Source organism: Anaeromyxobacter sp. Red801, assembly GCF_049201065.2.
Classification (GTDB): Bacteria; Myxococcota; Myxococcia; order Myxococcales; family Anaeromyxobacteraceae; genus Anaeromyxobacter.
In genome coordinates, this window is record NZ_CM181236.1 from 2,090,455 (window position 1) to 2,113,974 (window position 23,520).

The following is a 23,520-nucleotide window of genomic DNA, read 5'->3' on the forward strand; positions in this document are numbered from 1 at the left end:
GCCGGGTATAAGACCGGCGCCATGCGCCCCGACGACCTCGACGCGATCCGCCGGGCCTCCGAGCCCAAGCTCGCCCGCCTGAAGGCGGACGTCGCCGCCTGCGGCAGCGCCCTGGTCGCGTTCTCGGCCGGCGTGGACTCCACCTTCGTGCTCGCGGTCGCGCGGGAGGTGCTGGGCGCGGGCGCGGTGGCCCTCACCGCGCACTCGCCGTCGGTCCCGCAGGCGGAGCGCGCCGAGGCGCGCGCGCTCGCGGCCCGGCTCGGGGCGCGCCACCTCGAGGTGGAGAGCCACGAGCAGGACGACCCTCGCTACCTCGCGAACGGCGCCGACCGCTGCTACTTCTGCAAGTCCGAGCTGTACCGGCTGTGCGAGCAGGCGGCGCGCGACGCGGGGCTCGCCGCGATCCTCGACGGCTTCAACGCCGACGACCGCCGCGATCACCGGCCCGGCCACCAGGCCGCGCTGGAGCGCCGGACCGCTCGCCGCTCGCGGAGGCCGGCCTCGGCAAGGACGAGGTGCGGGCCTGGAGCGCGGCCTACGGGCTGCCGACCTGGGACAAGCCGCAGATGGCCTGCCTCGCCTCCCGGATCCCCTACGGCACGCCGGTCACGCCGGAGCGCCTGGCGCAGGTCGAGCGGGCCGAGGCCGGGCTGCGCGCGCTCGGGCTGCGCGACTTCCGGGTGCGGCACCACGGGGACATCGGGCGCGTCGAGGTGGGGGAGGGCGAGCTGGAGGCCGCGTTCGCGCGGCGCGCCGCCCTGGTCGAGGCGGTGAAGGCGGCCGGGTTCCGGCTCGCGGTGCTCGACCTGGAGCCGTTCCGCTCCGGCCGGCTGAACGCGCTCGCCGGCATCGCGCTGCCCGTCGTCGAGGGCTGAGCGCCCCGCGCCCGCTCAGGGCCGAGATCGCACCCGGAGGGCTCCCGGCCCATCCGTGGCGCGCCGGCCCGATTCCCGTGGGTTCTGTCAAGTTTCCGGCCGGTTGGCGGTTTTCTTGATGGCCGGATACCGGGTGGTAGCGTGTAGGTGCAAGTCAGCCCATGTCGCAAGGAGCGCACATGCACCCCGCCGATATCGCACCCGATTCGCTCGAGAGCAGCGCCGTCGAAGGCAACCCGAACCGGCTCGAGCCCATGCTGGTCCGCCTGCCGCCGGCGCTCGCCGCCGAGCTGCGCAACCTGGCGCGGAAGACCCGCGTGCGCCAGTCGGACTACCTCCGCGAGGCGGTCGCCGACCTGCTCGCGAAGTACGGCCACCTGCCGGATCAGCGGAGCGCGATGTGATCGCGCGCGAGCGCGCCGAGGCGGTCCGCCCGCCGCCGCTGCCGGCCCGCACCCTGGGCCGCCTGCGCCTCGTTCGCGTCGCGGTGGTGCGCCGCGCCGACGGGGTCATCGAGGCGCTGACGGGTCCGGCGGCGCCGCCGGTGACGGCCACGCACCGTCCGGATAGCGCACCGCTGCGAGCGTGAGCCCCCAGCCCGGCGCGCGGACGCCGCGGTAGCGGCCGCGCGTCGCGAGCAGGGTGCGGATCACGTCGCGCGGGGCGCGGCCGAGGCCGACCGCGACCGCGGTGCCCACCAGGTTCCGCACCATCGCGCGCAGGAACCCCTTGCCCTCCAGCACCACCGCCACGAGCGGCGCCCACCCCGCCTCGATCACCTCGGCGCGGAGCAGGGTCCGCACCGTGCCGCGCTGCTCGCCGGGGCGGGCGAAGCCGACGAAGTCGTGCTCGCCGACCGCGTCCGCGAGCGCCTCGCGCATGGCCGCGGCGTCGAGGGGCGGGACCTCGGCGAGCTCCGGGAAGGCGCGCGCGTCGGGCAGCGTCCACGCGTACGGCCGCAGCCCGTCCGGCGGCGGGGCGCCCACCAGGTAGACGTAGGTGCGCGACGCCGCCGAGCCGCGCGCGTGGAAGGACGGGCCGACCCGTGCCGCGTCCAGCACCAGGATCCCCTCGGGCAGGGCCTCGTTCAGCCCGCGCCGCAGCGCCGCCGGGTCGAGCGCGGCGCGCGCGGAGAAGCTGACGACCTGCGCGAGCGCGTGGACGCCGGCGTCGGTGCGGGCCGCCACGTGCAGCTGGGCCCGGACGCCGAGCCGCTCCAGCGCCTCCTCCAGCGCCTGCTGCACGGTCGGCAGCCCGGGCTGCCGCTGGAAACCCCGGAAGCGGCCGCCGTCGTAGGCGAGCCGCAGTGCGTAGGAGCGCCGTTCCATGCCGACGTGCTAAGTTCCCACGCCCGCCGCGCCGGCGCGAGCCGGCCGTGCGCGCCTCCGACCTCACCCCACGTCCCCGCACCGCATGGCGCCAGGCACAGAACCGAACCCCATCAACGACGACCCGGCCCTCGAGGGCGGCGAGTGGCTGTTCCGCCGCGCCGGCGAGGTGTTCGGGCCGGTGGATTCCCGCACGCTCGCCGCGATGCTGTACCGGGGCGAGCTCGAGCCGGCCACGCCGGTGTCCTCCGGCGACGGCCACTGGACGCCGGTCGGCGAGCTCCCGCCGTTCGTGGTCCACGCCAAGAAGGCGCAGGCCGCCCTCCGCGTCGAGCGCGAGGTCACCGGGGCGCGGCTGCTCCGGCAGCGGCGCGGCCGGCGCAAGGCCCTGGCGGTCGCGGCGGCCGCGCTCCTGCTCGTCGCCGGCGCGATCGGCGGCGCGTTCCTCATGGCCCGGCGGAGCGCCGACACCAACCCGCTCCTCGAGGACTTCGGCGCGGGCATCCGCATCGCCTCGGTGGCGCGGGTCGGCGTGTCCAGCCGCGCGGCGCCGGACGACGAGATCGAGGTGCCGCTCGACGGGCCGGGCGAGGGCAGCCCGGGCGCGGGCTCCGCCGGTGGGGGGGCGCGGGGCGCGCTCCGGCGCGAGCCGGGCCTGGCCGGGCGCGGCGGCGCGAGCGGGCGCGCGGCGAGCGGCGACGTGAGCGGCGGAGAGCTGGTCGCGGCGCAGTTCGACGAGCGCAAGATCCAGGCGGTGGTGGCGCGCGAGCAGCGCAGCCTCGTCCCGTGCTTCCGCGCCGAGGCGGCCCGCTCGCCCGAGTTCCGCGGCGACGTGCCCATCGAGTTCGCCATCGGGAACGAGGGCCGCGTGGCCACGCTGTGGGTGGACGACCCGCGCTTCAAGCAGGGCGCGCTGCGCGACTGCCTCATGCAGGCGCTGCAGGGCTGGCGCTTCGACCCGTTCCCGGGGCAGCGGCCGACCGTGTCGCTCGCGTTCCGCATCGGCCAGTGAGCCCGCCATGACCGCCACCGCCGACAAGCTGGCCGCCCGCGCCGAGGACCTCCCGGAGGGCTCGATGCGCCGGAAGGTGCTCGAGGGGGCCCAGCGCTTCAAGTCGGCCTGGGTGGAGCTCGGACGGCTCCTCTCCGAGGTGCGGCGCAAGGAGCTGTGGCGCGGGTGGGGCTACCCGAGCTTCGAGCGGTACTGCACGAAGGAGCTGTTCATCCGCGGCGCGACCGCCGACAAGCTCACCGCCAGCTACGGGTTCCTCGAGCGGCACGAGCCGGAGCTGGCGAAGGCGCGCGGCGAGACGCGCGCTCCGCCCTTCGAGGTGATCGAGGTGCTCTCCCGCGCCGAGGCGACCGGCCGGCTCTCCGACTCCGGCTGGCGCGAGCTGCGGGACGAGGTGATCGAGCGGCCGCCCACGCCGGCGGCGATGAACCGCAAGATCGCGGAGCGCTTCGGTCCACCTCCGGCGCCGCCGGCGCCGCCCAGGTCGGAGCGGGTGGAGCGGCTCGCCGCCGCGGCGCGGCGCCTCGCCTCGGCCTGCCGCGACGAGGACGCGGTCCCCCGGTCCGTGGCGCAAAAGGCCGATGCCCTCGCCGGGGAGATCGAGGCCCTCCTCGACCGCTAGCCGTCCGGGTTTGGGGGAGCGGCCCCGCGGCACCCTGGCTATATTCGAAGCCGGGCTCCGAATTCCGGGGGCTCCCAGTTTGGTGGTAACATCCGAGCCGTCGAGGGAAACGCGTGAGCCGGAAAGAGCATCACCACGGAAACCTGTCCTGCTCGTTCTGCGGCAAGGGCCAGCGGGAGGTCCGCAAGCTCATCGCCGGGCCCACCGTCTACATCTGCGACGAGTGCATCCGGCTCTGCAACGACATCATCGCCGAGGAGGCCGAGCGGGACGAGGGCCGTCCGGCCGTCTCGCTGCCCACCCCGGCCGAGATCAAGAGCTTCCTCGACGACTACGTGGTCGGCCAGGACCGCGCGAAGAAGGTCCTCTCGGTCGCGGTCTACAACCACTACAAGCGCGTCTACTCGCGCAAGCCGGCCCGGCCGCAGCGCCCGGGGCAGGCCCGCGCGGCGCAGGACGACGTCGAGCTGCAGAAGTCGAACATCCTGCTCGTCGGGCCCACCGGCTCGGGCAAGACGCTGCTGGCGCAGTCGCTGGCGCGCTTCCTCAACGTCCCGTTCACCATCGCCGACGCCACCAGCCTCACCGAGGCGGGCTACGTGGGCGAGGACGTCGAGAACATCATCCAGAACCTGCTGCACAACGCCGACTACGACGTGGAGAAGGCGTCGCGCGGCATCGTCTACATCGACGAGATCGACAAGATCGCGCGCAAGGGCGACACGCCTTCGCCGACCCGCGACGTGGGCGGGGAGGGCGTCCAGCAGGCGCTGCTCAAGATCATCGAGGGCACGCGCGCCAACGTCACCCCGCGCGGCGGCAAGAAGTACAACCAGCAGGAGTACATCCAGGTCGACACCTCGAACGTCCTGTTCATCGTGGGCGGCGCGTTCTGCGGGCTGGAGCAGGTGATCCGCCGGCGGGTCGGCGTGAAGGGGCTCGGCTTCGGGGCCAAGATCGAGCGCAAGGAGGAGGCCAGCCTGGGCGAGCTGCTCGCGCGGGTGGAGCCGGGCGACCTGGTGCGCTTCGGGATGATCCCCGAGTTCGTCGGCCGCCTGCCCATCGTGGCGACGCTGTCCGACCTCGGCGAGGACGACCTCGTCACCATCCTCACCCAGCCGAAGAACGCGCTCACGAAGCAGTACATCAAGCTCTTCGACCTGGAGAAGGTGAAGCTCTCCTTCACCAAGGAGTCGCTGCGGGCCACCGCCCGCGAGGCGATGCGGCGCAAGTCGGGCGCCCGCGGCCTGCGCGCCATCCTCGAGCAGGCCATGCTCGACATCATGTACGACGTGCCGTACCGGGAAGGCGTGAAGGAGTGCAAGATCACGGAGGGTGTGATCGTGAACCGCGAGCCGCCGCTCCTGAGCTTCGAGAAGGAGAAGCGGACCGCCTGAGCGCGTCCGCCTCGCCGGTACCCCCCAGCGGCCGCCCCCGGGCGGCCGCTCGCATGTCCGCCCCCGGGCGGCCGCTCGCATGTCCGGGCCCCGGCGCCTGCGGCAGGGCGCTCGGCCCCGCGCGCGGGCCCCTCGAGGCGGGGCGGGCCGGGCCGGCACGGTGAAGGCGGCGCACACTGTGCCCCCGCGGACCCCGCGGGCCAGCGGCAACTCCGCGTCAGCACGGCGGAATTGCGCGGACCGCGCTTGCTTATAGGACGGGTGAAGGCTCAGGGCGATCGCCCGACCAGCCAGCAGAAGCCATCGCATCGCCAGGAGGCTGCCATGCTCCGCCGCACGCTCACCCTCGTCGCCCTCGCGGCCCTCGCCGCGCCGGCCCTGCCGCGCGCCGACGACCGGGAGTGGGAGGAGGACTACACCGACCGGTGGTCGGACGAGCGCCCCGCCGACTACGACGTCTCGGTCGACATGAACGACTCGGGCGCCGTGAACTTCGACACGTTCCAGGGCGCGCTCTCGCCGTACGGCGAGTGGGTCGTGGTGGGCGGGTACGGCCGCGTGTGGAGGCCGTACGTCGCCGCCGGCTGGCGCCCGTACTACTACGGCCGCTGGGAGTGGACCAGCGAGGGCTGGCTGTGGGTCTCCGACGAGCCGTTCGGCTGGGCCGCGTACCACTACGGCCGCTGGACCTGGGACCCGAGCTACGGCTGGGTCTGGATCCCGGGCTACCAGTGGGCGCCGGCGTGGGTCGCCTGGCGCTACTCGGGCGACGTGGTCGGCTGGGCGCCGCTCGGGCCCGGCGTCTCGATCTACGTGTCGAGCTATCCGTTCGTGGACGCCTGGTGGACGTTCGTGCCCTGCGGCAGCTTCGTCTCGTATCCGGTGTACCGGGTGGCCTACGCGCCGCGCTACACGCGCCAGTACTTTTACGCCACCGCGCCGGCACCGCCGATGGGCGGCGGGCGCGCGGTCCCCGGGCGGCCCGGCGGCGCGCGCCCGGCCCCCGGCCGGCCGGCCTGGGGCGGCCCGGCGCCGGGCGTGATCGAGCAGCGGCTCGGCCGGCCCATCACGCCGGTGCGCGTGGTCGCGGCGCCCGCGCCCGGTCCGGCCCGCGCGCGGCCTGGCGAGGTCTCCATCTACCGGCCCGGTGCGCGGTCCGCGCCCGGCGCGCGGCCCGACGGCGGCCGCGGCGCCCCCGGCAGCGCGCCCACCCGCGGCGACGGCCGCGGCGCGCCGGGCCTCGCGCCCTCGCGCGGCGAGACCCGCGGCGCCCCCGGCTACGCTCCGCCGCCCGCCGGCGGGAACCGCGCCGCGCCCGGCAATGCGCCCGGCAACGCGCCCACCCGCGGCGCCCCGGGCTACGCGCCGCCGTCCCGCGGCGGCGGTCCGTCCGCGACGCCGCCGTCCCGCGGCCCGTCCGCGGCGCCTCCCGCGCGCGGCGGTCGCGCGCCCGATGCCGGCCCGCGCGGCGACGTCCCGCGCGCTGCGCCCGGCTACGCGCGCCAGGACCGCGGCGGCGACCCCTGGAGCTCGGGCGGCTCGTACGGCTCCTATGGCGCCCCGGCCCGCAGCGCCCCGTCGTACGCCGCGCCGCCGGCGCGCAGCGCGCCGTCGTACTCGGCGCCGCCGGCCCGGAGCACGCCCTCCTACTCCGCGCCCGCCCACTCCGCGCCGGTGCGCGCGGCCCCGCCCGCGGCGTCGCACGGCGGCGGCGGGCGCGCGGCCCCGGCCCCGCACGGCGGCGGCAGGGGCGGCGACCGGCGGTAGCCGGCGGCGACCTCGCGTCCTCGCGGCCCCCGGCGCCCCCGCGCCCGGGGGCCGCGCCGTCTCCGGGGGGCGCGGCCGTCAGCTGGAGGTGACGCGCACCGTGGTGCGCATCTGCCGGCCGGTGTCGAGGTCGCGGGCGCTCATGGAGAGGATCCCCTCGACGTTCACCTCGAACACGATCTCCAGCCGCACCTCGCCGGCGCGGCAGGGCCGGACCCCGCTGAAGGTGAACTCGCCCAGCAGCTCGTTCTGCGCGGTGAGCCCGTGGTCCCCCTGGAAGATCCGCACCACCAGCTCGCGCTGGCCGTCCACCGCGTTCGTCGCGGCCACGGTCCTCGCGTTCGGGATCGAGGCGTTGCGCGGGAAGACCACGTGCATCGTCCCGCCCGCCTGCTCGATCCCGATGGCCATCGGGATCACGTCGAGCAGCTGGATGCGCAGGTCGGAGGTCTCGCGCAGCGACCACCCGTAGCGCCGCGCCGATCGCGACCGCCTCGTCGGGGTGGACGCCCTTGGACGGCGGGCGGCCGAAGTAGCGGGTGAGCCGGTCCTGGATGATGGGCATGCGGGTCTGCCCGCCCACCAGCATCACCTCGTCGATGTCGGCGGCGCCCACGCCCGCGTCCACCATCACCCCGGCCATGATCTCGATCGACCGGTCCACCAGGTGGTGCGTGAGCGCCTCGAGCAGCGTGCGGTCGAAGCGCAGGTCCATGTTGAGCGGCTGGCCCTGCGCGGTCATGGTGATGAACGGGATCGAGAACGGCGCCTCGGCCCGGGCCGAGAGGTCGATCTTGGTCCGCTCGGCCAGGTCCTTGATCCGCTGCATCGCGACCGGGTCCGACGACAGGTCGATGCCGTGCTTGCGCCGGAAGTCGTCGAGCACGTGCCCGATCACGGCGTTGTCGAAGTCGAGGCCGCCCAGGAAGATGTCGCCGCCGGTGGCCTTCACCTCGAAGACGCGGTCGCGGATCTCGATGATGGAGACGTCGAAGGTGCCGCCGCCGAGGTCGTACACCAGCACCCGCTGGTCGAGCCGCTTCCCGATGCCGTAGGCGAGCGCGGCGGCGGTCGGCTCGTTGATGATCCGCACCACCTCCAGGTCCACCAGCGTGCCCGCCTCCTTCACGGCCTGCCGCTGGCGGTCGGTGAAGTACGCGGGCACGGTCACCACCGCGCGCTTCACCGGGATGCCCAGGTGGTCGGAGGCGACGTCGCGGATCTTGCCGAGGATCTTCGCGCTCACCTCGGGCACGTGGTAGCTGCGGCCGTGGCAGTCGAGCGCCACGTCGTTGAGGTCGCCGGCGTGCACCCGGTACTGCACCGAGCGCTGCACCGACTCGACCACGTCGTCCTTGGGCGCGCGCCCGATGAGGCGCTTGGTGGCGTACAGGGTGTTGCGCGGGTTGAGCTGCCACTGGCGCTTGGCCTCGTGGCCGATGAGCTCGTGGCCCTTGTCGTCGATCGCGAAGATCGACGGGATGGTGTACTCGCCGCCCTTGTACGGGATGAGCTTCACCTGGCCGTCGCCGACGGCCAGCGCGGCGCACGAGTTCGTGGTGCCGAGGTCGATCCCGATGATGACGTCGTTGGGCAGCCGCTCCATGGGTGCCGGAGGGTACTACGGAGGGGACCCAGCGTGGAGTGGCCCGCCGTCCGGGCTTGCACACACGCGCCCGCATGGCCGGCCGTTGGCGCGGCGGTCGCTCCGTGCCACGGTTAGGAACCGCTGGGAGGCCACCCATGGAGGCGCAGCGCTGGCTGGCGAACGTCGGATCGGGCGTGAAGGGCGCGTTCGTGGCGAACCGCTCGATCCTCTCGTACCCCGAGTACCTGCAGGCCTTCCTCGAGTCGCCGCGGGCCCACGCGCGCTCCGCCGCCCAGTACCTGCGCGACGTCCTCGACCACTTCGGGTCCGAGGAGCGCGACACGCCCGTCGGGCGGGTGCGCCGCTTCCGGCTGTTCGACCTGCCGTTCGATGCGGACGGCCGGCAGCACCGCGTGGCCGGGCAGGAGGAGGTCCAGGCCGCCATCTACCGCGCGCTCGGCGCGTTCGTGCGCAGCGGCCGCGTGAACAAGCTGGTGCTGCTGCACGGGCCGAACGGCTCGGCGAAGTCGTCGATCGTCTCGGCGCTGATCCGCGGGATGGAGGCGTACTCGCGCACGCCGGAGGGGACGCTGTACCGGTTCCACTGGGTGTTCCCGAGCGGCCGCGCGGTCCGCGGCGGGGGCCTCGGGTTCGGCGGCGGGCGCGGCGACGAGCCGGAGCTGCCGAGCTTCGCGCACCTGGAGGGCGACGCGCTGGACGCGCGGCTCTCCTGCCCGATGAAGGACCACCCGCTGCTGCTCGTGCCGCGCGCCGAGCGGCGGGCGCTGCTCGAGGAGCGCTGCCGGCCGAGCGCGCGCGAGGGGGCGGGGGAGCGGGACTTCGTGCTCTCCGACTACCTGCTCGAGGGCGAGGTCTGCCAGTACTGCCGGCAGGTGCACGACGCGCTGCTGGCCGCGTACCGCGGCGACTGGCTCAAGGTCCTCCGGCACGTGCAGGTGGAGCGCCTCTACGTCTCGGCGCGCTACCAGCAGGCGGCGGTCACGCTCGAGCCGCAGCTCTCGGTGGACGCCGGCTACCGGCAGGTCACGGTGGACCGGAGCGCCGCCGCGCTGCCGCCCGCGCTGCACGCGCTGACGCTGCTCGAGCCGGCCGGCCCGCTGGTGGCCGGCAACCGCGGCCTGGTGGAGTACTCCGACCTGCTGAAGCGCCCGCCGGAGGCGTTCAAGTACCTGCTCGGCATGGCGGAGACGGGCCGGGTCGCGCTCGACCAGGTGCTGCTCCAGCTCGACGCGGTGCTCATCGCGAGCGCGAACGAGAAGCAGCTCTCCGCGTTCAAGGAGTCGCCCGACTTCGCCTCGTACAAGGGCCGGCTCGAGCTGGTGCGCGTGCCGTACCTGCGCCGCGCCTCGGTGGAGCGCGAGTGTACGACCAGCAGATCACCTCGGCCGCGGTCGGGCGCCACGTCGCGCCGCACGCCACCGAGGTGGCGGCGCGCTGGGCGGTGCTGACGCGCCTGAAGCGGCCGCTCCCGGAGCGCTACGAGGGCGAGCTGCGCGGGCTGGTCGAGGACCTCGCGCCGCTGGAGAAGCTGCGCCTGTACGACGCCGGCGCGGCGCCGGACCGGCTGTCGCTCGCGCAGGGCAAGGTGCTGCGCAAGCACGCCCCCGACCTCTACCGCGAGTCCGAGGCCTACCCGAACTACGAGGGGCGCATGGGCGCCTCGGCGCGCGAGCTCAAGACCGCGCTCCTGAACGCGGCCCAGTCGCAGGCCACCCGCTGCCTCACCCCGCGGGCGGTGCTGGACGAGCTGCGGGCGATCTGCCGGGACCGCACCGTGCACGACTTCCTGCAGCAGGAGGTGGTGGACGGGTACCACGACCACGAGGCGTTCGTGCGCGTGGTCGAGGCGGAGGTCCTCGACGCCGTCGACGAGGAGATTCGCGACTCGATGGGCCTCGTCTCCGAGGGCCAGTACCGCGAGCTGTTCGGGCGCTACGTGGCGCTCGTCTCGCACTGGGTGCGCGACGAGAAGATCCGCAACCCCGTGACCGGCGAGTACGCGCCGGCCGACGAGGGTCGCATGATCGAGCTGGAGAAGGTCGTCATGCCCGAGGGCGAGAACCGCACCGCGTTCAGGCGCGGCCTGATCGCGGCGGTGGGCGCCTACCGGCTCGACCACCCCGACGCCGCCGAGATCGACTACGTGGCCATCTTCCCGGACCTGTTCCGGCGCCTGCGCGAGCACACGTACGAGGAGCGCCGGCGGGAGCTGGGGCGGGCGACCGAGAGCCTGCTCCGCTACCTCTCCGACGAGCGGGCCTCGCTCGACGAGAAGGCGCGGCGGCAGGTCGAGCGCACGCTCGCCACCCTGCGCGAGCGCTACGGCTACTGCGAGGAGTGCGCGCGCGACGCGATCCTGTTCCTGACGCGCCGGCGCTACGAGGGCGCGGCCTGACGGGCGCTCGGGCGCACGCCGCGCGCGCGGCGGTCGCGCCGCACGCGGAGGGAATTGCCTCTTCGGGTCCGCCGTTTCGGATTTCGTGCCCCGCTATCGACTCCTGTCCAGCCTTGGCGGCGCGGCCCTGGTCGCCGGCCTCTTCCTCCTCGCCTCCCCGCTGCTGGGGCTCTCGTCTCCGCGCGCGGGCAACCCGCGCGCGGAGACCGTGCACAAGGTCTTCCCCTCGGCGGTCCGGCTCCAGATCGTCGCGGGCGGGAACGTGGTCCGGAGCGCCTCCGGCATCGCGTTCGCCCACGACGGCGGCCGCACCTACGTGCTCACCAACGCGCACGTGGTCGAGCCGGCCCGCGAGTGGCCGGAGGGCGCGGAGCTGCGCGTGCTCCCCTCCGACGGCTCCGCCGGCGTGGCCGCCAGGGTGGTCGCGCGCGGGCGCGTGCCCGAGGCGGACCTGGCCGTCCTCGAGGTGGCGGCGAAGCTGCCGGTGACGCCGCTCGCCGGCGACGACCTGCTCGAGCTCGGCGACGACCTCGTGGTGATCGGCGCGCCGTTCGGGAAGGGGCTCTCGGTGGCGGCGGGCATCGTCTCGCAGGTCGAGTACGAGCTGGCCGAGAACGCCGCGGCCCCGCGGCGCGCCCGCGCGCTCAAGACCGACGCGGCCATCGGCTACGGCAGCTCCGGCGGCGGCGTCTTCGACGTCCCCGGCGGCCAACTCATCGGGCTGGTCGAGGGCTACCGCACCGCGCGCGTGGCGTTCGGCAAGGACGAGGAGCAGTACGCGTTCGACGTGCCCATGCCGGGCGAGACGTTCGTCGCGCCCGCCGCGAAGATCCGCCGCTTCCTGGTCGAGAAGGGGCTCGGCCGGCTCGCGCCGCCGGAGGCCGTGGCCGGCGCCCAGGGGCCCGTCGCGACGCCGGCGGCCAAGCAGTTCTAGCCGGGCGCGCGCCGCGTCAGCGGCCGGGACCCCCGGCCGGCGGCGCAGGCGGGCCGGGCGAGGTGCTGCCCGGGGCCGGGCCGGCGGGCGGCGCGGTGGCCGGACCGGGCCCGGTGCCCTCGCCGGCGGGAGGCGTGCCGCCGCCGCCGGGTCCGGTGCCCTGCGCCGGGGTGGACGTCGCCCGCTGCGGCCCGCGCACCGTGACCCAGTAGGCCAGGTCGTCGGCGTTCCGCCCGGCCCGGACCGACGCGCCGGGGACGACGTCGAGCACCGTGGTGAGGCCGGCCGGCCCGTACACGAGCGTGTTGCGGTCCACGGTGAGGGTGATGGGCCCGGCCGCGGCGTCGATCGTCAGCCGGTGGTGCGCGCGATCCACCTCCTTCACCGTCCCGACCACCTCCTCGAGGACCGAGGCGCGCGGCAGCGGCCTGGCCGGCTTCGCGTCCTTGCCCTCCTTCGCCTTCCCGCCGGACTTGTCGCCGGCCGCGGGCGCGGGATCGGGGATGGCGCGGGGGGGCGGGAGCTGGCCGACGGGCTCGGAGGCCGGCGGGGCGGCGGGCGCGGCCGCGGGTGCCCCGTCCTGCGGGAGGGCCTCGGACGGAACGAGGAGGGAGGCGGCGAGCAGCGCCAGGGCAGGGCGGACCATGCGACATGGTATGCCGCGGCGGCCGCCGGGCGTCGGCCCCGTGGGGTAGGATGGCCGGCCGCACCAGGGAGGACGGATGGACAACCGCGTGAGCTGGGACGAGTACTTCATGAACGTGGCGCGGGTCGTCGCCACCCGCGCCACCTGCGATCGCAAGCACGTGGGCGCGGTGCTGGTGCGCGACAAGACCATCCTCTCCACCGGCTACAACGGCTCCATCCGCGGGCTGCCCCACTGCAGCGAGGCCGGCCACATGATGGAGGACGGCCACTGCGTGGCGACCGTCCACGCGGAGGCGAACGCCATCATCCAGGCGGCCAAGAACGGCGTCGCCATCGAGGGCGCCAGCATCTACACCACCGCCTCGCCCTGCTGGCCCTGCTTCAAGCTCATCGCGAACGCGGGGTGCCGCCGCATCGTCTTCGGCGAGTTCTACCGGGACGCGCGCATCTTCGAGTTCGCGCAGCGGCTCGGGATCGAGCTCGTCGAGCTGAAGGTGCCGGCGCGGCCCGACGTGCAGCCGCCGGACACCGGCGTCCCGCACCCGGTCACGGCGCGGCGGACGGAGTAGCCGCCGCGGGCGCCGCCCGGGCCGGGGGCGGCGCGGCCGCCGGCGCAGCGGGCGCGGGCGCCTCGGGGCCGGCCAGCTCGGCCGGGCCGAGCGTGCGGAGCAGGTCCTCGCCCATCACCCCGGCGACCGCGGCGCGGCGGGCCAGGTACAGCTCCTCCCGGCGCCGGAGCGCCACGTACCGGGCGCGGTCCGCCTCGGGCAGCGGGTCGGGGAGGGCGGCCAGCTCGGCGCGCACCGAGGCCAGCGCGCGGTCCACGGCCACCACGCGGATGGCCGGCCGGCGGGCGGGCTCCTTGCGCCGGTCGATCTCCACCGTGTCGTTCTCGGTCCAGAGCGGCAGGAAGTCCGCCCCGGCGACCTCCACCTCCTCGACGCCGCGGCCGTAGTCGCGACGCGCGAGCGTGACGCGCAGCAGCGCGCCGTCGCGGGTGGCGGCCACGGCGTCCGGCGTCACCCCGGCGACGTAGTTGCGCGACTGGTTGGAGACGAAGTTGCCGAGCGAGTAGGCGATCACCGCGGTGCGGCCGTCGGGGCGCCGGTACAGCTCGATCGGCTGGAGCACGTGCGGGTGGTGGCCGAGCACCACCAGCGCGCCCGCGTCGGCCAGCCGGTGCGCCAGCTCCACCTCGTCGGCGCGCGGCGCCTGCTGGTACTCGACGCCCCAGTGCACCGAGACCACCACGGCGTCCGCCGCGGCCGCGGCGGCGCGCACGTCCTCCACCATGCGGGCGCGGTCCAGCTCGGCGACCTGCTCGCAGGCGGCGGCCGCGGGCGGGCAGGCGTTGCCACCCTGGTTCAGCCCGTACGTGTAGCCGAGGAATGCGAGCGAGAGGCCGTTGCGCTCGAGCCGCACCGGGCCCGCCGCGCGGGGCGCCGGTCCGGCGCCCACGTAGGGGAGGCCGGCGGACCGCAGCCAGCGCAGCGTCTCCTCGAAGCCGCGGCGCCCCTGGTCCATGGCGTGGTTGTTCGCGACCGAGACGAGGTCCACGCCGGCGCGTTGCAGCGCCGCGATCACCGCGGGCGGCGCGTTGAACACGAACGCGCGCGAGCCCTGCGACGCCTGGGGCGCGATGGGCGTCTCCAGGTTCGCGAAGGTGAGGTCGGCGGCGCCGAGCAGGTCGGAGATCGGCGCGAACAGCCAGGCGTAGCCGCCGTCGGGCGCGTCGGCCCGGCGCGCCTCGGCGGCGCGCTTCACCGCGTCGTGCATGAGCACGTCGCCCACCGCCGCGAGCGTGACGCGCGCCTCGCTCCGGACCGGGGCATCCACCTTCGGCGCGGCGGCCACCGCGCGGGGGATGGAGGGCAGCGCGCCCGCGACGGGGGAGCCGGCCGGGGCGGACGTCGCGGGCGCCGCGGGCGCGGACGGGCCGATCGCCGGCGTCCGCGTCACCGAGGCACATCCCGCGAGTAAACACAGGGTTACGACCGGCGCGGCGCGCCGGAGGCCGACAGTCGGGGTCACGCAACCTCCGTTAGCAGGCTATCCTCCCAGCAGGCTTGAAAAAAGCGGAGTCCGTACGCATCTCACGCCCACCCCGGGCCGCGGCAAGCGAGCGTATGCACACCTACCTTTCAGCAGGCGCAGCCTTCGTCGACCCCGCCGGAACCGTGATCGCGGCCGATCCCGGGTTCCTGGCCGGCCTGGGCCTCGAGGGTGGCGACCCCACCGGCGCGCTGCGCGCCAGGGCGGAGGGAAGCCCGGCGCTGCGCGCGCTCCTCGCGGGGGAAGGGCCGCCGATCGCGCGGCTGGAGGGGCCGGACGGGGGGGACGCCGTGGAGCTGGAGCGCATCCCGGCGAGCGCGGGGGCGCTCCTGCTGGTCCGGCCGGCGGAGGGCCAGGAGTGGCTCGAGCACGCGGCGCGCTCGGAGGGGCTCACCCGGATCGCGGCCGGCGTGGCGCACGACATCAAGAACCCGCTCAACGCCATGTCGCTGCAGCTCGCGCTGCTCGCGGAGAAGCTCTCGGGATCGCCGGAGGCCAGCGGGGCCGCGGCCTCGCACCTCGGCGCGCTGCGCGACCAGGTGGGCCGGGTGAACGAGGTGCTGCGGCGCCTCGTGGACGTCGCCGATCCGTCGGCGCCGCTCGGCTACACCGACGTGGGCTCGCTGCTCGCCGACGCGGCCTGCCTGCTCGGCCACGACGCCCGCCGGCGGCGCATCGCGCTCACCGTGGACGCCCACGCCGGCGCCGTGCGCAGCGTGGCCGACGCCGCGCGCCTCGGGCGGCTGCTCCTCGGCGCCTTTGCCCGCGCGGTCGCGACCACGCCGGAGGGCGGCCGCCTGGCCGTCCGGGCCGCCACGGAGGGGGAGTGGGCGGTGGTGCGCCTGGACCAGAGCCCGGGTGATCCCGGGCCGGAGAGCGGGTATTACAGCGGGGTGGCCGCCGCGGCGGCGGAGGCGCTGGGCGGCAGCCTGGAGGTCATCCGCGAGGGCGGCGAGCAGCGCTCGGTGCTGCGCCTGCCGAGGAACGATCGCTCATGAGATACCGCGTCCTCATCGTGGACGACGAGACCGACAGCCGGGAGGCGCTGGCGGAGCTCACCCAGCGCTGGGGCTACGACGTCCAGACCGCCAGCGACGGCACCGAGGCGCTCCGGCGCGCGATCGAGGGCCACCCCGACGTCATCCTCACCGACCTGGTGATGCCGAACATGGACGGCCTGTGGCTGCTGCGCGCGCTGCGCGCCGAGCTGCCGGACTGCCCGGTGGTGCTGCTCACCGGCCGCGGCACCATCCAGACCGCGGTGCAGGCCATCCGCGAGGGCGCGTTCGACTTCATCGAGAAGCCGCTGGAGGTGCCGCGCCTGCGCCTGGTGCTGGAGCGGGCGCTGGAGAAGAAGGAGACGATGCGCGAGGTGCAGCTGCTCCGGCGCCGCATCGCCGCCCTCGCCCCGGGCACCGACATGATCGGCTCCGGCCCGGCCATGCAGCGGGTCTTCGAGCTGGTGAAGAAGGTGGCCCCCTCGAACGCCAGCGTGGTGATCGCCGGGGAGAGCGGCACCGGCAAGGAGGTGGTGGCGCGCGCCATCCACAACCTGTCGCCCCGCAAGGACAAGCCGTTCGTGGCGCTGAACTGCTCGGCCATCCCGGCCACGCTCATCGAGTCCGAGCTGTTCGGCTACGAGCGCGGCGCGTTCACCGGCGCCGACCAGCGGCGGCTCGGGAACTTCGAGCTGGCGCACAACGGCACGCTGTTCCTGGACGAGATCGGCGAGCTGCCGCTCGAGCTGCAGGCCAAGTTCCTGCGCGTGCTGGAGGAGCGGAAGATCCGCCGGCTGGGCGGGCGCTCCGAGGTCGAGGTGGACGTGCGGGTGATCTGCGCCACCAACCGCGACCTGAAGGAGGAGATCCGCCGCGGCCGCTTCCGCGAGGACCTCTACTTCCGGCTGCACGTGTTCAGCATCCTGCTCCCCACGCTGAAGGAGCGGCGCGAGGACGTCCCGCTGCTCGTCCACCACTTCATCGAGAAGTTCAACGCCGAGACCGGCAAGCACGTGCAGGGCGTCTCGCCCGCGGCCATGGCCGTCCTGCAGGGCTACGCCTGGCCGGGCAACATCCGCGAGCTCCGCAACACCGTGGAGCGGGCGATGATCCTGGTGGACGGCGAGGTGATCGGCGAGGAGCAGCTCCCGCCCGACATGCAGGCCAGCCGCCCGGAGGCGGCCACGCTGCGCGTGCCCCTGGGGCTGCCCGTCGACAAGGTCGAGAAGGAGTACATCCTCGCCTCGCTGCAGCGGAACGGCGGCAACAAGGCGCGCACCGCCGAGATCCTCGGGATCAGCGAGAAGACGCTCTACAACAAGCTGAACCGCTACGCGGCCGAGGCCCGGTCGCGCGGCGAGGCGTCCGAGGGCGATCCCGCGGCGGCCGCCAAGGCGTAGGGGCACGAGCGGCGCGGGCCGGCCCGCGGCTCAGCCGGCGCTCGCGGACGCGCGCGGCTCCGCCGCCGCCAGCGCCACCCGCCCGCGCCCGGCCCGCTTCGCCACGTACAGCGCCGCGTCGGCCGCGCGCACCAGCGCGTCGGCGCCCCCGTCGTCGCCGTCCTCCTCGGGCAGGCAGGCGACGCCGAACGACGCGCCCAGCGGGACCCGCTCCCCGGACACCTCCAGCACGGTCTCGTGCAGGCGGGTGCAGACGCGCTCGGCGAACACGTGCCCCTCCTCGCCGGTGGTGTGCGGGAGCAGGATCACGAACTCGTCGCCGCCGTAGCGCGCCCCGAAGTCGGTCTCGCGCAGCTCCTCGCGGATCACCGCCGCCACCGCGGCGATGGCGCGGTCGCCGGCGGCGTGCCCCAGCGCGTCGTTGATGGGCTTCAGGTTGTCCATGTCGGCCATGACGCAGGTGAGCGGCGTGCGGTACCGGCGGGCCCGCTTCACCTCCTCGTCCACGCGGGCGCGGAACGCGCGCAGGTTCGCGAGGCCGGTGAGCGCGTCGGTCTGGGCGAGCTCCCGGAGCGCGCTCTGCGAGCGCACCAGGCGCAGCGTCCGCTCCACCCGGGCGCGCAGCTCGCGCTCGGAGAAGGGCTTCTGCAGGTAGTCCACCGCGCCGAGGTCCAGGCTGCGCACCTTCACGGCGTCGTCGCCGCGCCCCGACACGAAGATCACCGGGATGTCGGCGGTGGCCGGGTCGTGGCGGAGCCGCTCCAGCACCTCGAAGCCGTCCAGCCGCGGCATGGCGATGTCGAGCAGCACGACGTCCGGATGCTCGGCGCGGGCGAGGTCCAGCGCCTCCTGGCCGTCCGCGGCGGAGGCGACCTCGTACTCGGGCTCGAGCACCTGCGACAGGACCTCCCGGGCGTCGCGCTCGTCGTCGGCGACCAGCAGGAGCGGGCGCTCGCCGCGGCGCCGCGGCGTCACGTGGGCCGCCGTGCCCTCGGGCGAGCGGGCGCGATCCAGCTCGTCGGCGAGCTCGAGCAGCCGCCGCGCCTGCTCGGCGCGGGCCGGCCCGCCGCCGGGCTCGAGGAGCCGGGCGGCGGCCCGGAGCTCGTCCGCGGCGGTGGCCACGAGCGCGTCGCGCCGCGCCGCCGACTCGGCCAGGTGGCGCTGCGCGTCGGCGAGCTCGGCCACCGCGGCGGGGAGCGCGGTGCGGAGCACGCGCGCGATCTCGCCCGGCGCGCCGCCCCCCGCGGCCGCGAGCGCGTCCACCAGGCGCGCCAGCGCGTCGGAGGCGGGGACGGTGGAGGGAGGGCCCTCGGGCTGTCCGTTCACGGAGCTCATGCGCAACAGGGGATCAGCTTGAATCTAGGGGGGCCGGCGCCGCCCAGCAGTCGGCCTTCCGGGCAGCCTTCGGGCGCTCGCCCGTGCACCCGCCCCGCGCGAGCCGTCCGGTGCCCGCCCTGCCGCGCGACGTTCCCCCGGCGCTCAGCCTACTGCGCGCGGCGCGCGTCGATCCACGCGCGTCCCCCGGAGGGGCTGCGCGGCCACGCGCACCGCTCGCGCGGCGCCGCCCCCGGCGCCGGGTGGAGGGCTATCCTCCGCGGAAGGAGGCGCGACGATGGCGGAGGCGGTCGAGATCTACGGCAAGGACGCGTGCCCCTACACGGCGGCGGCGCGCCGGGAGTACGCGGCGCGCGGGCTCGAGGTGCGGTACTTCGACGTGAAGCGGGATCGCGCCGCGATGGCCCGCTTCCTCGAGCTCTCCGGCGGCGACCGCCGGGTCCCGCTCATCGTCGAGCGGGGGCGGGTGAGCAGCGGCTTCGGCGGGAGCTGAGGCGTGTGACGGCTCCCGGTCGGGAGCCCGGCGCGGCGCAGGGGCGGACGGGCGGGCCGCCGGCGCGGTTCACCGTCCGTAGATGGCGCGGCGCCCGCCGCGGAAGCCCGGGCCGGCGAACTGCGGGGGCGGCGCCTCCAGGTGGAACTGGAACCACTGCTCCTCGTAGAGCTTGCCGAGCTTGAGCTTCTTCCCGTTCTGCAGCGCCTGCAGCGAGGACTTCAGCTTCTCGTCCGACGCGTTCGCCGCCACCGCTCGCCCCAGCACCGCGATGGCCTGCGCGTGGTCGCCCTCCTTCTCGAGGATCCAGGCCCACGCCGACCAGAGGACGCCCTCCTTCTTGCTCACCTTGGTCGCGTCCTGGAACACCTTCTTCATGCCGTCCAGGTCGCGCTTGCGGTAGAGCGCGACCGCCAGCATGCCGCGCGCGATCCAGTTGCGCGAGAAGCTCTTCTGCAGGTGCGGCAGGGCGGCGTCGAAGTCGCGGCGGAGGTAGTGGAGGATGCCGATGTTCGAGTGCAGCTGCGAGGCGACCAGGAACTGCCAGGGCGCCAGCGCGAACCCGGACTCCAGCGTCTGGATGGCCCGGTCGAACTTCTGGGCCTGCACCTCGCGCTGCATGGCGTCGAAGAGCGCCTCGAGCCGCTTCCAGGTCCGGCGGGCGAGCACGAGGTAGGCGGCGGTCGCGACCACCATGCCGGGCAGGATGGCGGCGGCCCAGCCGAACTCGGTGCCGAAGCGGATCGCCGCGGCGACGGCGACGCCGAGCGCCAGGCTGATGACGAGGTTCCACATTGCGGAGATCCCTGGGGATTGGGTGCCGCTACCCGATACACGCGCGCGGCCCCCCGCCGCAAGCGAAAACGGGCCGGCGGCGGGGAGCGGCGCGACGGTTTGGCCCTCCCCGGACTCGAACCGGGACGGGGGGTCGCCCCGCTCGATTTTGAGTCGAGCGCGTCTACCATTCCGCCAGAGGGCCGCGAACTGGGGGCAAGCTATCAGAAAACTGGAATTGGCGCATGACATGGCAGCTATACTGGATGCACCCCCCAGATTGAGCTCGGCGGCAAACCCGAGCAATCGATCGCCACAAGGAGACGCAACATGGCCCGCCGTCCAGCCCAGGATTCGATCGACTCCATCGTCCGCGAGGCGATGGACGGCGTGGTCCGCCGCGCGTCGGTCGCCATCGCGCGCGCGGTGGCCGACCTCGCGGCCGCGCAGCTCTCGGAGCAGCTCGAGGCCGGCGTCGCGCGGGCCGGCCGCCGGCGCCCGCGCGCCGCGATCGCAGCCCGCACCACGCGCCCCCGCGGCGACATCTCGCGGTGGGCCGCGGACCGCCGCGCGCGCCGCGTGCCCAACTTCGTCATCGAGCTGACCGGCTTGAAGACGAAGAAGCAGATCGTGCAGAAGTACGGCGATGGGGTGGTGTTCGAGAAGGGCAAGCCCGCGCCGAAGCCCCGGTAGCGCCGCGGCGCCTCCCCGGCGCGCGGTGCGCCCGGCGCTCGCCGTCCTCGCGGCCGCGCTCGCGGCGGCCTGCGCGCGGCCGCCGGCGGAGCGCCCGTTCGTGCTGCGGCTCGCGGTGGTCGGGCGCTTCTCGCCGCTCGATCCGCTCGGGAGCGAAGGCCACGCCATGCTGGCCCACGACCTGGTGTTCCAGGGCGCGCTCGCGCCCGGGGCGGACGGCACGCCGCGGCCCGGCGTGGCGCGCGTGGTGGAGCGGCGCGGTCCGCGGCGCTGCCGGCTCCGCCTCGAGCCGGCCGCGGCGTTCTCCGACGGCGCGGCGGTGACGCCGGAGGACCTGGCCCGCTCGGCGCGCGCGGTCGGGCTCGCGGCCGAGACCTCGCCGGACGGTAGCGTGACGGTCTCGTCGGAGGGGCGGCCGGTGGAGGGCGCGCTGCTCTTCACCGCGGTGTTCCGCCCCGGCCCGAGGGGTGCCCTGGGCACCGGCCCGTACCGGATGGTGGAGCAGTCCGCCGACCGGATGGTGCTCGAGCGCGTGCGGCCCGCCCCTCGCCGCATCGCGCGCGTCGAGGTCATCGGGTTCCCCAGCGAGCGCGACGCGCTCGCGCGCCTGCTCCGGGGCGACGTGAACGCGATGATCGGGCTGGACCAGCGCTCCATGGACCTGCTCGAGGACGTCCCGGGGCTGCGGCCGATGCGCTCGCCCGGGCCGCACGCGTGGACGGTGATCCTCAACGAGCGCCGGCTGGGCGGCGCGCAGCGCCGGCGGCTGCAGGCGGCGCTGCCGGTGGCGGAGCTGGCCTCGGCGGTGTGCGGCGCGGAGGCGGCCGGCGCGCCCGCGGGCGCCGAGCGGCCGGCGCGCGAGATCCCGCCGGGCGAGCCGCTCCGCATCCTGGTGGTCGGCGACGGGGTGGGCGAGCGGCGAGGGGCCCTGGCGCTGCGGCGGGCCCTCGGCCGCCGCGGGGGCGAGATCGTCCCGTTCGACGCGGGCCGCGGCGTGGAGGAGCAGATCGCCGGGGCGGACCTGGTCCTGACGCGCCAGGTGGTGTGGCCGCCCATCGTGGTGGCGCAGGTGTGGGCCGCGGGCTCGCCGTTCGCGGCGGCCGGGTACCGCGACGCCGAGCTCGAGGCCGCCATCGCGCGCGGCGACGCCGACGCCGCCGTCCGCCGCCTCCGCGAGGACGGCCCGGCGGTGCGCCTCTGCCGGACCACGCGCGCCGGCGCGGTGGACGCGCGGATCCGCGGGGCGGCGTTCGGCTGGGGCGCGCTCGACACGCTGCCGGACTGGGAGGTCGCGCCGTGACCCGCGCCAAGGTGGCGGCGCGCCTGAGCGTCATGCTGGCGCTCACCGGCGTCGCGCCCATCGTGGCGCTCGGGGCGGTCGGCATCGAGGCGATGCGCCGGCACGCCGAGGCGTCCACCGTCGCGACGATGCAGGAGCTGGCGCGCCAGGCCGCCGAGCGCATCGACGCGTACCTCGCGGCGCAGGAGGAGGCCCTGCGGGTCGGCGCCGCCGCGTCCGTCGCAGACGCGCACTCGGGCCAGCGGCTCGAGGAGCTGGTGCTGGAGGCGCCCGGGCTGGGCCGGGTCGTCCGGGTGGGGCCGGAGACGCCGCCGTCGGCGCTCCCCGAGCGGATCACGCCGGCGCTGGCCGCCCGCGCGCGCGCCGGGACGCCGGTGCGGTCCGCCTTCTACCTCGCGCGAGATCTCACCCCGGCCCAGGACCTCTGCGTGCCGGCGCCGAGCCAGCCGTACGTCGCGGTCTGCGCCAGCCTGGACCTGCTCGAGCTGTGGCGCTTCGTGGGGCGCGTGCACGGCGGGGGCGCCGGCACCGTGCTCGCGTTCGACGAGTCGGGCCGGCTGGTCGCCTCCGGCGCCGGCGCGCTGCGCGCGGCGGTGCTCACCGGCGAGCGGGTGCCGGAGGCGGAGGTGGCGGTCCGGGTGGCCCGCGGCGAGGGCACGGCCCCGACGCACTGGGTGGGGCTGGACGGGGAGGAGCTGCTGGGCGGCTGGGCCCGGCTGCCGCGCTCGGGCTGGGCCGTCGCGGTGGCGCGGCCCGCCGGAGACGCGGCGCGCGCCGCGCGGACGGCGCAGTGGGCGCTCGCCGCGGTGGTGCTGGCGGCGCTGGCGCTGTCGCTCGCGGTGGGGCTGGCGCAGTCGAAGCGGGTGCTCGCCGAGCTCGAGCGCGAGGAGCGCTGGCGCACCGCCGGCCGCATCGCGGCGGGCGTGACCCACGACCTCGGGCACCGGGTCGCCATCCTGCAGCAGCTCGCCCGCCTCGCGGAGGAGGGGCGCGCCGAGGCGCTGCCGCGGCTGCGGGACGGGCTGCGCGCCGAGGTGGCGGCGCTCCGCGCCTTCGTGGCCGACTTCTCCGATCTCTCGCGCGACGTGCGCGCGGCGGAGCGCGTCCCGCTGGAGCTCGGCGCGTTCGCGGCGAGCCTGGTCCGCACCGCCGGCCCCCACGCCGGCCGCGAGGGCGTGACGCTCGGGCTCGAGGCCGGCGCGCAGGCCTGGATCCGGGCCGATCGCCACCTGCTCGAGCGCGCCGCGCTCAACCTCGTCTGGAACGCCTGCGAGGCCTCCCCGGCCGGCGCCGAGGTGCGGCTCCGGGCGGCGGTCGAGGGCGGGCGCGGGCTCCTGTCGGTGACGGATCGCGGCGCCGGCATGCCCCCGGAGCGGCTCGCCTCGCTGTTCGACCTCGGCTCGACCAAGCGCGGCGCCGGCCACCTCGGGCTCGGGCTCGCCAACGTGAGGCGGATCGTGGAGGGGCTGGGCGGGGCGGTGGAGGTGGCGAGCGCCGAGGGCGCGGGGACCACCTTCACGCTCTCGTTCCCGGCGATCGCGCCGCCGCCGCCGCTGGAGGAGGAGGCCTAGGCGCCGCCCTTGCCGCCGCCCGGCGCGGCAGGCGCGGCCGGGGCCGCGGCGGGCTCCGCCTTGGCCGGGGCAGCGGGGGCCGCGCCGGCGCCGGCGGGTGCCTGGCCGGCGGGCGCCGGCTTCGACTTCGCCGAGGCGTAGAGGTCGGAGTACCAGCCGCCGCCCTTGAGCTGGAACGTGGTGCGCGAGACCAGCCGCGCCAGCTTGCCGCCGCCGCACTCCGGGCACGCGGCGGGCGCCGGATCCGACACCTTCTGCATCACCTCGGTGATGCGGCCGCAGGCCTCGCAGACGAACTCGTAGATGGGCACGCCGGG

19 protein-coding genes, 1 tRNA gene and 3 pseudogenes are annotated in these 23,520 nt (G+C 75.8%); 15 read left to right on the forward strand and 8 right to left on the reverse strand.

Annotated elements, in window-relative coordinates:
- Positions 1-21: 21 nt before the first annotated feature.
- Together larE and ACOQFB_RS09590 are read left to right on the forward strand one after the other, a co-directional pair.
- Positions 22-875: pseudogene (gene larE / locus ACOQFB_RS09585) on the forward strand (ATP-dependent sacrificial sulfur transferase LarE).
- A 179-nt stretch (positions 876-1,054) separates the two neighbouring features.
- Entirely contained in the window at positions 1,055-1,279 is a 225-nt protein-coding gene (locus tag ACOQFB_RS09590; protein ID WP_059438710.1) for a ribbon-helix-helix domain-containing protein, read from the forward strand.
- Between the two features lie 105 nt (positions 1,280-1,384).
- Here the strand turns inward: ACOQFB_RS09590 and truA are convergent, their stop codons facing one another.
- A complete protein-coding gene (truA, locus tag ACOQFB_RS09595; RefSeq protein ID WP_059438711.1) occupies positions 1,385-2,203 on the reverse strand; it encodes a tRNA pseudouridine(38-40) synthase TruA in 819 nt (272 codons plus the stop codon).
- 85 nt (positions 2,204-2,288) lie between these two features.
- Between truA and ACOQFB_RS09600 the strand changes: the two genes are divergently transcribed.
- The 4 genes from ACOQFB_RS09600 to ACOQFB_RS09615 all read left to right on the forward strand — a co-directional run bounded on the left by ACOQFB_RS09600 (position 2,289) and on the right by ACOQFB_RS09615 (position 7,001).
- On the forward strand, positions 2,289-3,215 hold the full coding sequence (locus ACOQFB_RS09600) for an AgmX/PglI C-terminal domain-containing protein (protein ID WP_421610945.1): 927 nt from the start codon (positions 2,289-2,291) through the stop codon (positions 3,213-3,215).
- A gap of 7 nt (positions 3,216-3,222) precedes the next feature.
- Positions 3,223-3,837, forward strand: coding sequence for a hypothetical protein (locus ACOQFB_RS09605; protein WP_059438713.1), 615 nt, complete (start codon positions 3,223-3,225; stop codon positions 3,835-3,837).
- A gap of 113 nt (positions 3,838-3,950) precedes the next feature.
- The gene (clpX, locus tag ACOQFB_RS09610; protein ID WP_011420603.1) at positions 3,951-5,234 is read left to right on the forward strand and encodes an ATP-dependent Clp protease ATP-binding subunit ClpX; all 1,284 of its coding nucleotides are present in this window, start codon (positions 3,951-3,953) and stop codon (positions 5,232-5,234) included.
- A 324-nt stretch (positions 5,235-5,558) separates the two neighbouring features.
- Positions 5,559-7,001 carry a DUF6600 domain-containing protein gene (locus tag ACOQFB_RS09615; protein WP_494492547.1) on the forward strand — a complete coding sequence of 481 codons (1,443 nt, stop codon included), beginning with the start codon at positions 5,559-5,561 and terminating at the stop codon, positions 6,999-7,001.
- Positions 7,002-7,079: 78 nt separating this feature from the next.
- Here ACOQFB_RS09615 and ACOQFB_RS09620 read toward each other — a convergent pair.
- Positions 7,080-8,607: pseudogene (locus ACOQFB_RS09620) on the reverse strand (Hsp70 family protein).
- A gap of 137 nt (positions 8,608-8,744) precedes the next feature.
- On the opposite strand from ACOQFB_RS09620, the pseudogene ACOQFB_RS09625 reads away from it, so the two are divergent.
- Together ACOQFB_RS09625 and ACOQFB_RS09630 are read left to right on the forward strand one after the other, a co-directional pair.
- Positions 8,745-11,005, forward strand: a pseudogene (locus ACOQFB_RS09625) (PrkA family serine protein kinase).
- 85 nt (positions 11,006-11,090) lie between these two features.
- Positions 11,091-11,939 (forward strand): trypsin-like peptidase domain-containing protein, encoded by an 849-nt coding sequence (locus tag ACOQFB_RS09630; RefSeq protein WP_421610970.1) that lies wholly within the window; start codon positions 11,091-11,093, stop codon positions 11,937-11,939.
- 16 nt (positions 11,940-11,955) lie between these two features.
- Here the strand turns inward: ACOQFB_RS09630 and ACOQFB_RS09635 are convergent, their stop codons facing one another.
- On the reverse strand, positions 11,956-12,585 hold the full coding sequence (locus ACOQFB_RS09635; protein WP_421610969.1) for a hypothetical protein: 630 nt from the start codon (positions 12,583-12,585) through the stop codon (positions 11,956-11,958).
- 76 nt (positions 12,586-12,661) lie between these two features.
- Between ACOQFB_RS09635 and ACOQFB_RS09640 the strand changes: the two genes are divergently transcribed.
- Positions 12,662-13,156, forward strand: a complete 495-nt coding sequence (locus ACOQFB_RS09640) for a deoxycytidylate deaminase (RefSeq protein ID WP_011420608.1) — start codon at positions 12,662-12,664, stop codon at positions 13,154-13,156.
- On the opposite strand, the gene ACOQFB_RS09645 is transcribed toward ACOQFB_RS09640, so the two are convergent.
- Positions 13,134-14,546 (reverse strand): CapA family protein, encoded by a 1,413-nt coding sequence (locus ACOQFB_RS09645; RefSeq protein ID WP_421610968.1) that lies wholly within the window; start codon positions 14,544-14,546, stop codon positions 13,134-13,136. The two genes, ACOQFB_RS09640 and ACOQFB_RS09645, sit on opposite strands and share 23 nt — an antisense overlap.
- A gap of 218 nt (positions 14,547-14,764) precedes the next feature.
- Between ACOQFB_RS09645 and ACOQFB_RS09650 the strand changes: the two genes are divergently transcribed.
- Together ACOQFB_RS09650 and ACOQFB_RS09655 are read left to right on the forward strand one after the other, a co-directional pair.
- A complete protein-coding gene (locus ACOQFB_RS09650; protein ID WP_237758185.1) occupies positions 14,765-15,637 on the forward strand; it encodes a histidine kinase dimerization/phospho-acceptor domain-containing protein in 873 nt (290 codons plus the stop codon).
- Entirely contained in the window at positions 15,634-17,037 is a 1,404-nt protein-coding gene (locus ACOQFB_RS09655) for a sigma-54-dependent transcriptional regulator (protein WP_059439346.1), read from the forward strand. The genes ACOQFB_RS09650 and ACOQFB_RS09655 overlap by 4 nt, the downstream gene beginning before the upstream one ends.
- A 30-nt stretch (positions 17,038-17,067) precedes the next feature.
- Here ACOQFB_RS09655 and ACOQFB_RS09660 read toward each other — a convergent pair whose 3' ends face one another.
- Positions 17,068-18,372: a GGDEF domain-containing protein gene (locus ACOQFB_RS09660; RefSeq protein WP_421610967.1), complete on the reverse strand. Its 1,305-nt coding sequence runs from the start codon at positions 18,370-18,372 to the stop codon at positions 17,068-17,070.
- A gap of 277 nt (positions 18,373-18,649) precedes the next feature.
- Between ACOQFB_RS09660 and uxx1 the strand changes: the two genes are divergently transcribed.
- The gene (gene uxx1 / locus ACOQFB_RS09665) at positions 18,650-18,865 is read left to right on the forward strand and encodes a UXX-star selenoprotein family 1 (protein ID WP_421610966.1); all 216 of its coding nucleotides are present in this window, start codon (positions 18,650-18,652) and stop codon (positions 18,863-18,865) included.
- A gap of 69 nt (positions 18,866-18,934) precedes the next feature.
- Here the strand turns inward: uxx1 and ACOQFB_RS09670 are convergent, their stop codons facing one another.
- Together ACOQFB_RS09670 and ACOQFB_RS09675 are read right to left on the reverse strand one after the other, a co-directional pair.
- Positions 18,935-19,660, reverse strand: coding sequence for a tetratricopeptide repeat protein (locus ACOQFB_RS09670; protein ID WP_059439410.1), 726 nt, complete (start codon positions 19,658-19,660; stop codon positions 18,935-18,937).
- A 100-nt stretch (positions 19,661-19,760) separates the two neighbouring features.
- Positions 19,761-19,844: transfer RNA gene (locus tag ACOQFB_RS09675), tRNA-Leu, on the reverse strand.
- Positions 19,845-19,969: 125 nt separating this feature from the next.
- Between ACOQFB_RS09675 and ACOQFB_RS09680 the strand changes: the two genes are divergently transcribed.
- The 3 genes from ACOQFB_RS09680 to ACOQFB_RS09690 are packed head-to-tail and all read left to right on the forward strand — an operon-like array spanning position 19,970 to position 23,203.
- Positions 19,970-20,332, forward strand: a complete 363-nt coding sequence (locus tag ACOQFB_RS09680; RefSeq protein ID WP_059439411.1) for a hypothetical protein — start codon at positions 19,970-19,972, stop codon at positions 20,330-20,332.
- A gap of 25 nt (positions 20,333-20,357) precedes the next feature.
- Positions 20,358-21,632, forward strand: a complete 1,275-nt coding sequence (locus tag ACOQFB_RS09685; RefSeq protein WP_421610965.1) for an ABC transporter substrate-binding protein — start codon at positions 20,358-20,360, stop codon at positions 21,630-21,632.
- Positions 21,629-23,203: a sensor histidine kinase gene (locus tag ACOQFB_RS09690; protein WP_421610964.1), complete on the forward strand. Its 1,575-nt coding sequence runs from the start codon at positions 21,629-21,631 to the stop codon at positions 23,201-23,203. Before ACOQFB_RS09685 ends, ACOQFB_RS09690 begins: the two co-directional genes overlap by 4 nt.
- Here the strand turns inward: ACOQFB_RS09690 and ACOQFB_RS09695 are convergent.
- The gene (locus tag ACOQFB_RS09695; protein ID WP_421610963.1) at positions 23,200-23,514 is read right to left on the reverse strand and encodes an FmdB family zinc ribbon protein; all 315 of its coding nucleotides are present in this window, start codon (positions 23,512-23,514) and stop codon (positions 23,200-23,202) included. The two genes, ACOQFB_RS09690 and ACOQFB_RS09695, sit on opposite strands and share 4 nt — an antisense overlap.
- Positions 23,515-23,520: the final 6 nt, after the last annotated feature.

Bases quoted from the DNA above. Each gene is read 5' to 3' on its own strand.
- ACOQFB_RS09590 (WP_059438710.1), top strand. From the start codon at position 1,055: ATGCACCCCGCCGATATCGCACCCGATTCGCTCGAGAGCAGCGCCGTC.
- truA (WP_059438711.1), bottom strand. From the start codon at position 2,203: ATGGAACGGCGCTCCTACGCACTGCGGCTCGCCTACGACGGCGGCCGC.
- ACOQFB_RS09600 (WP_421610945.1), top strand. From the start codon at position 2,289: ATGGCGCCAGGCACAGAACCGAACCCCATCAACGACGACCCGGCCCTC.
- ACOQFB_RS09605 (WP_059438713.1), top strand. From the start codon at position 3,223: ATGACCGCCACCGCCGACAAGCTGGCCGCCCGCGCCGAGGACCTCCCG.
- ACOQFB_RS09615 (WP_494492547.1), top strand. From the start codon at position 5,559: ATGCTCCGCCGCACGCTCACCCTCGTCGCCCTCGCGGCCCTCGCCGCG.
- ACOQFB_RS09635 (WP_421610969.1), bottom strand. From the start codon at position 12,585: ATGGTCCGCCCTGCCCTGGCGCTGCTCGCCGCCTCCCTCCTCGTTCCG.
- ACOQFB_RS09640 (WP_011420608.1), top strand. From the start codon at position 12,662: ATGGACAACCGCGTGAGCTGGGACGAGTACTTCATGAACGTGGCGCGG.
- ACOQFB_RS09655 (WP_059439346.1), top strand. From the start codon at position 15,634: ATGAGATACCGCGTCCTCATCGTGGACGACGAGACCGACAGCCGGGAG.
- ACOQFB_RS09660 (WP_421610967.1), bottom strand. From the start codon at position 18,372: ATGAGCTCCGTGAACGGACAGCCCGAGGGCCCTCCCTCCACCGTCCCC.
- uxx1 (WP_421610966.1), top strand. From the start codon at position 18,650: ATGGCGGAGGCGGTCGAGATCTACGGCAAGGACGCGTGCCCCTACACG.
- ACOQFB_RS09670 (WP_059439410.1), bottom strand. From the start codon at position 19,660: ATGTGGAACCTCGTCATCAGCCTGGCGCTCGGCGTCGCCGTCGCCGCG.
- ACOQFB_RS09680 (WP_059439411.1), top strand. From the start codon at position 19,970: ATGGCCCGCCGTCCAGCCCAGGATTCGATCGACTCCATCGTCCGCGAG.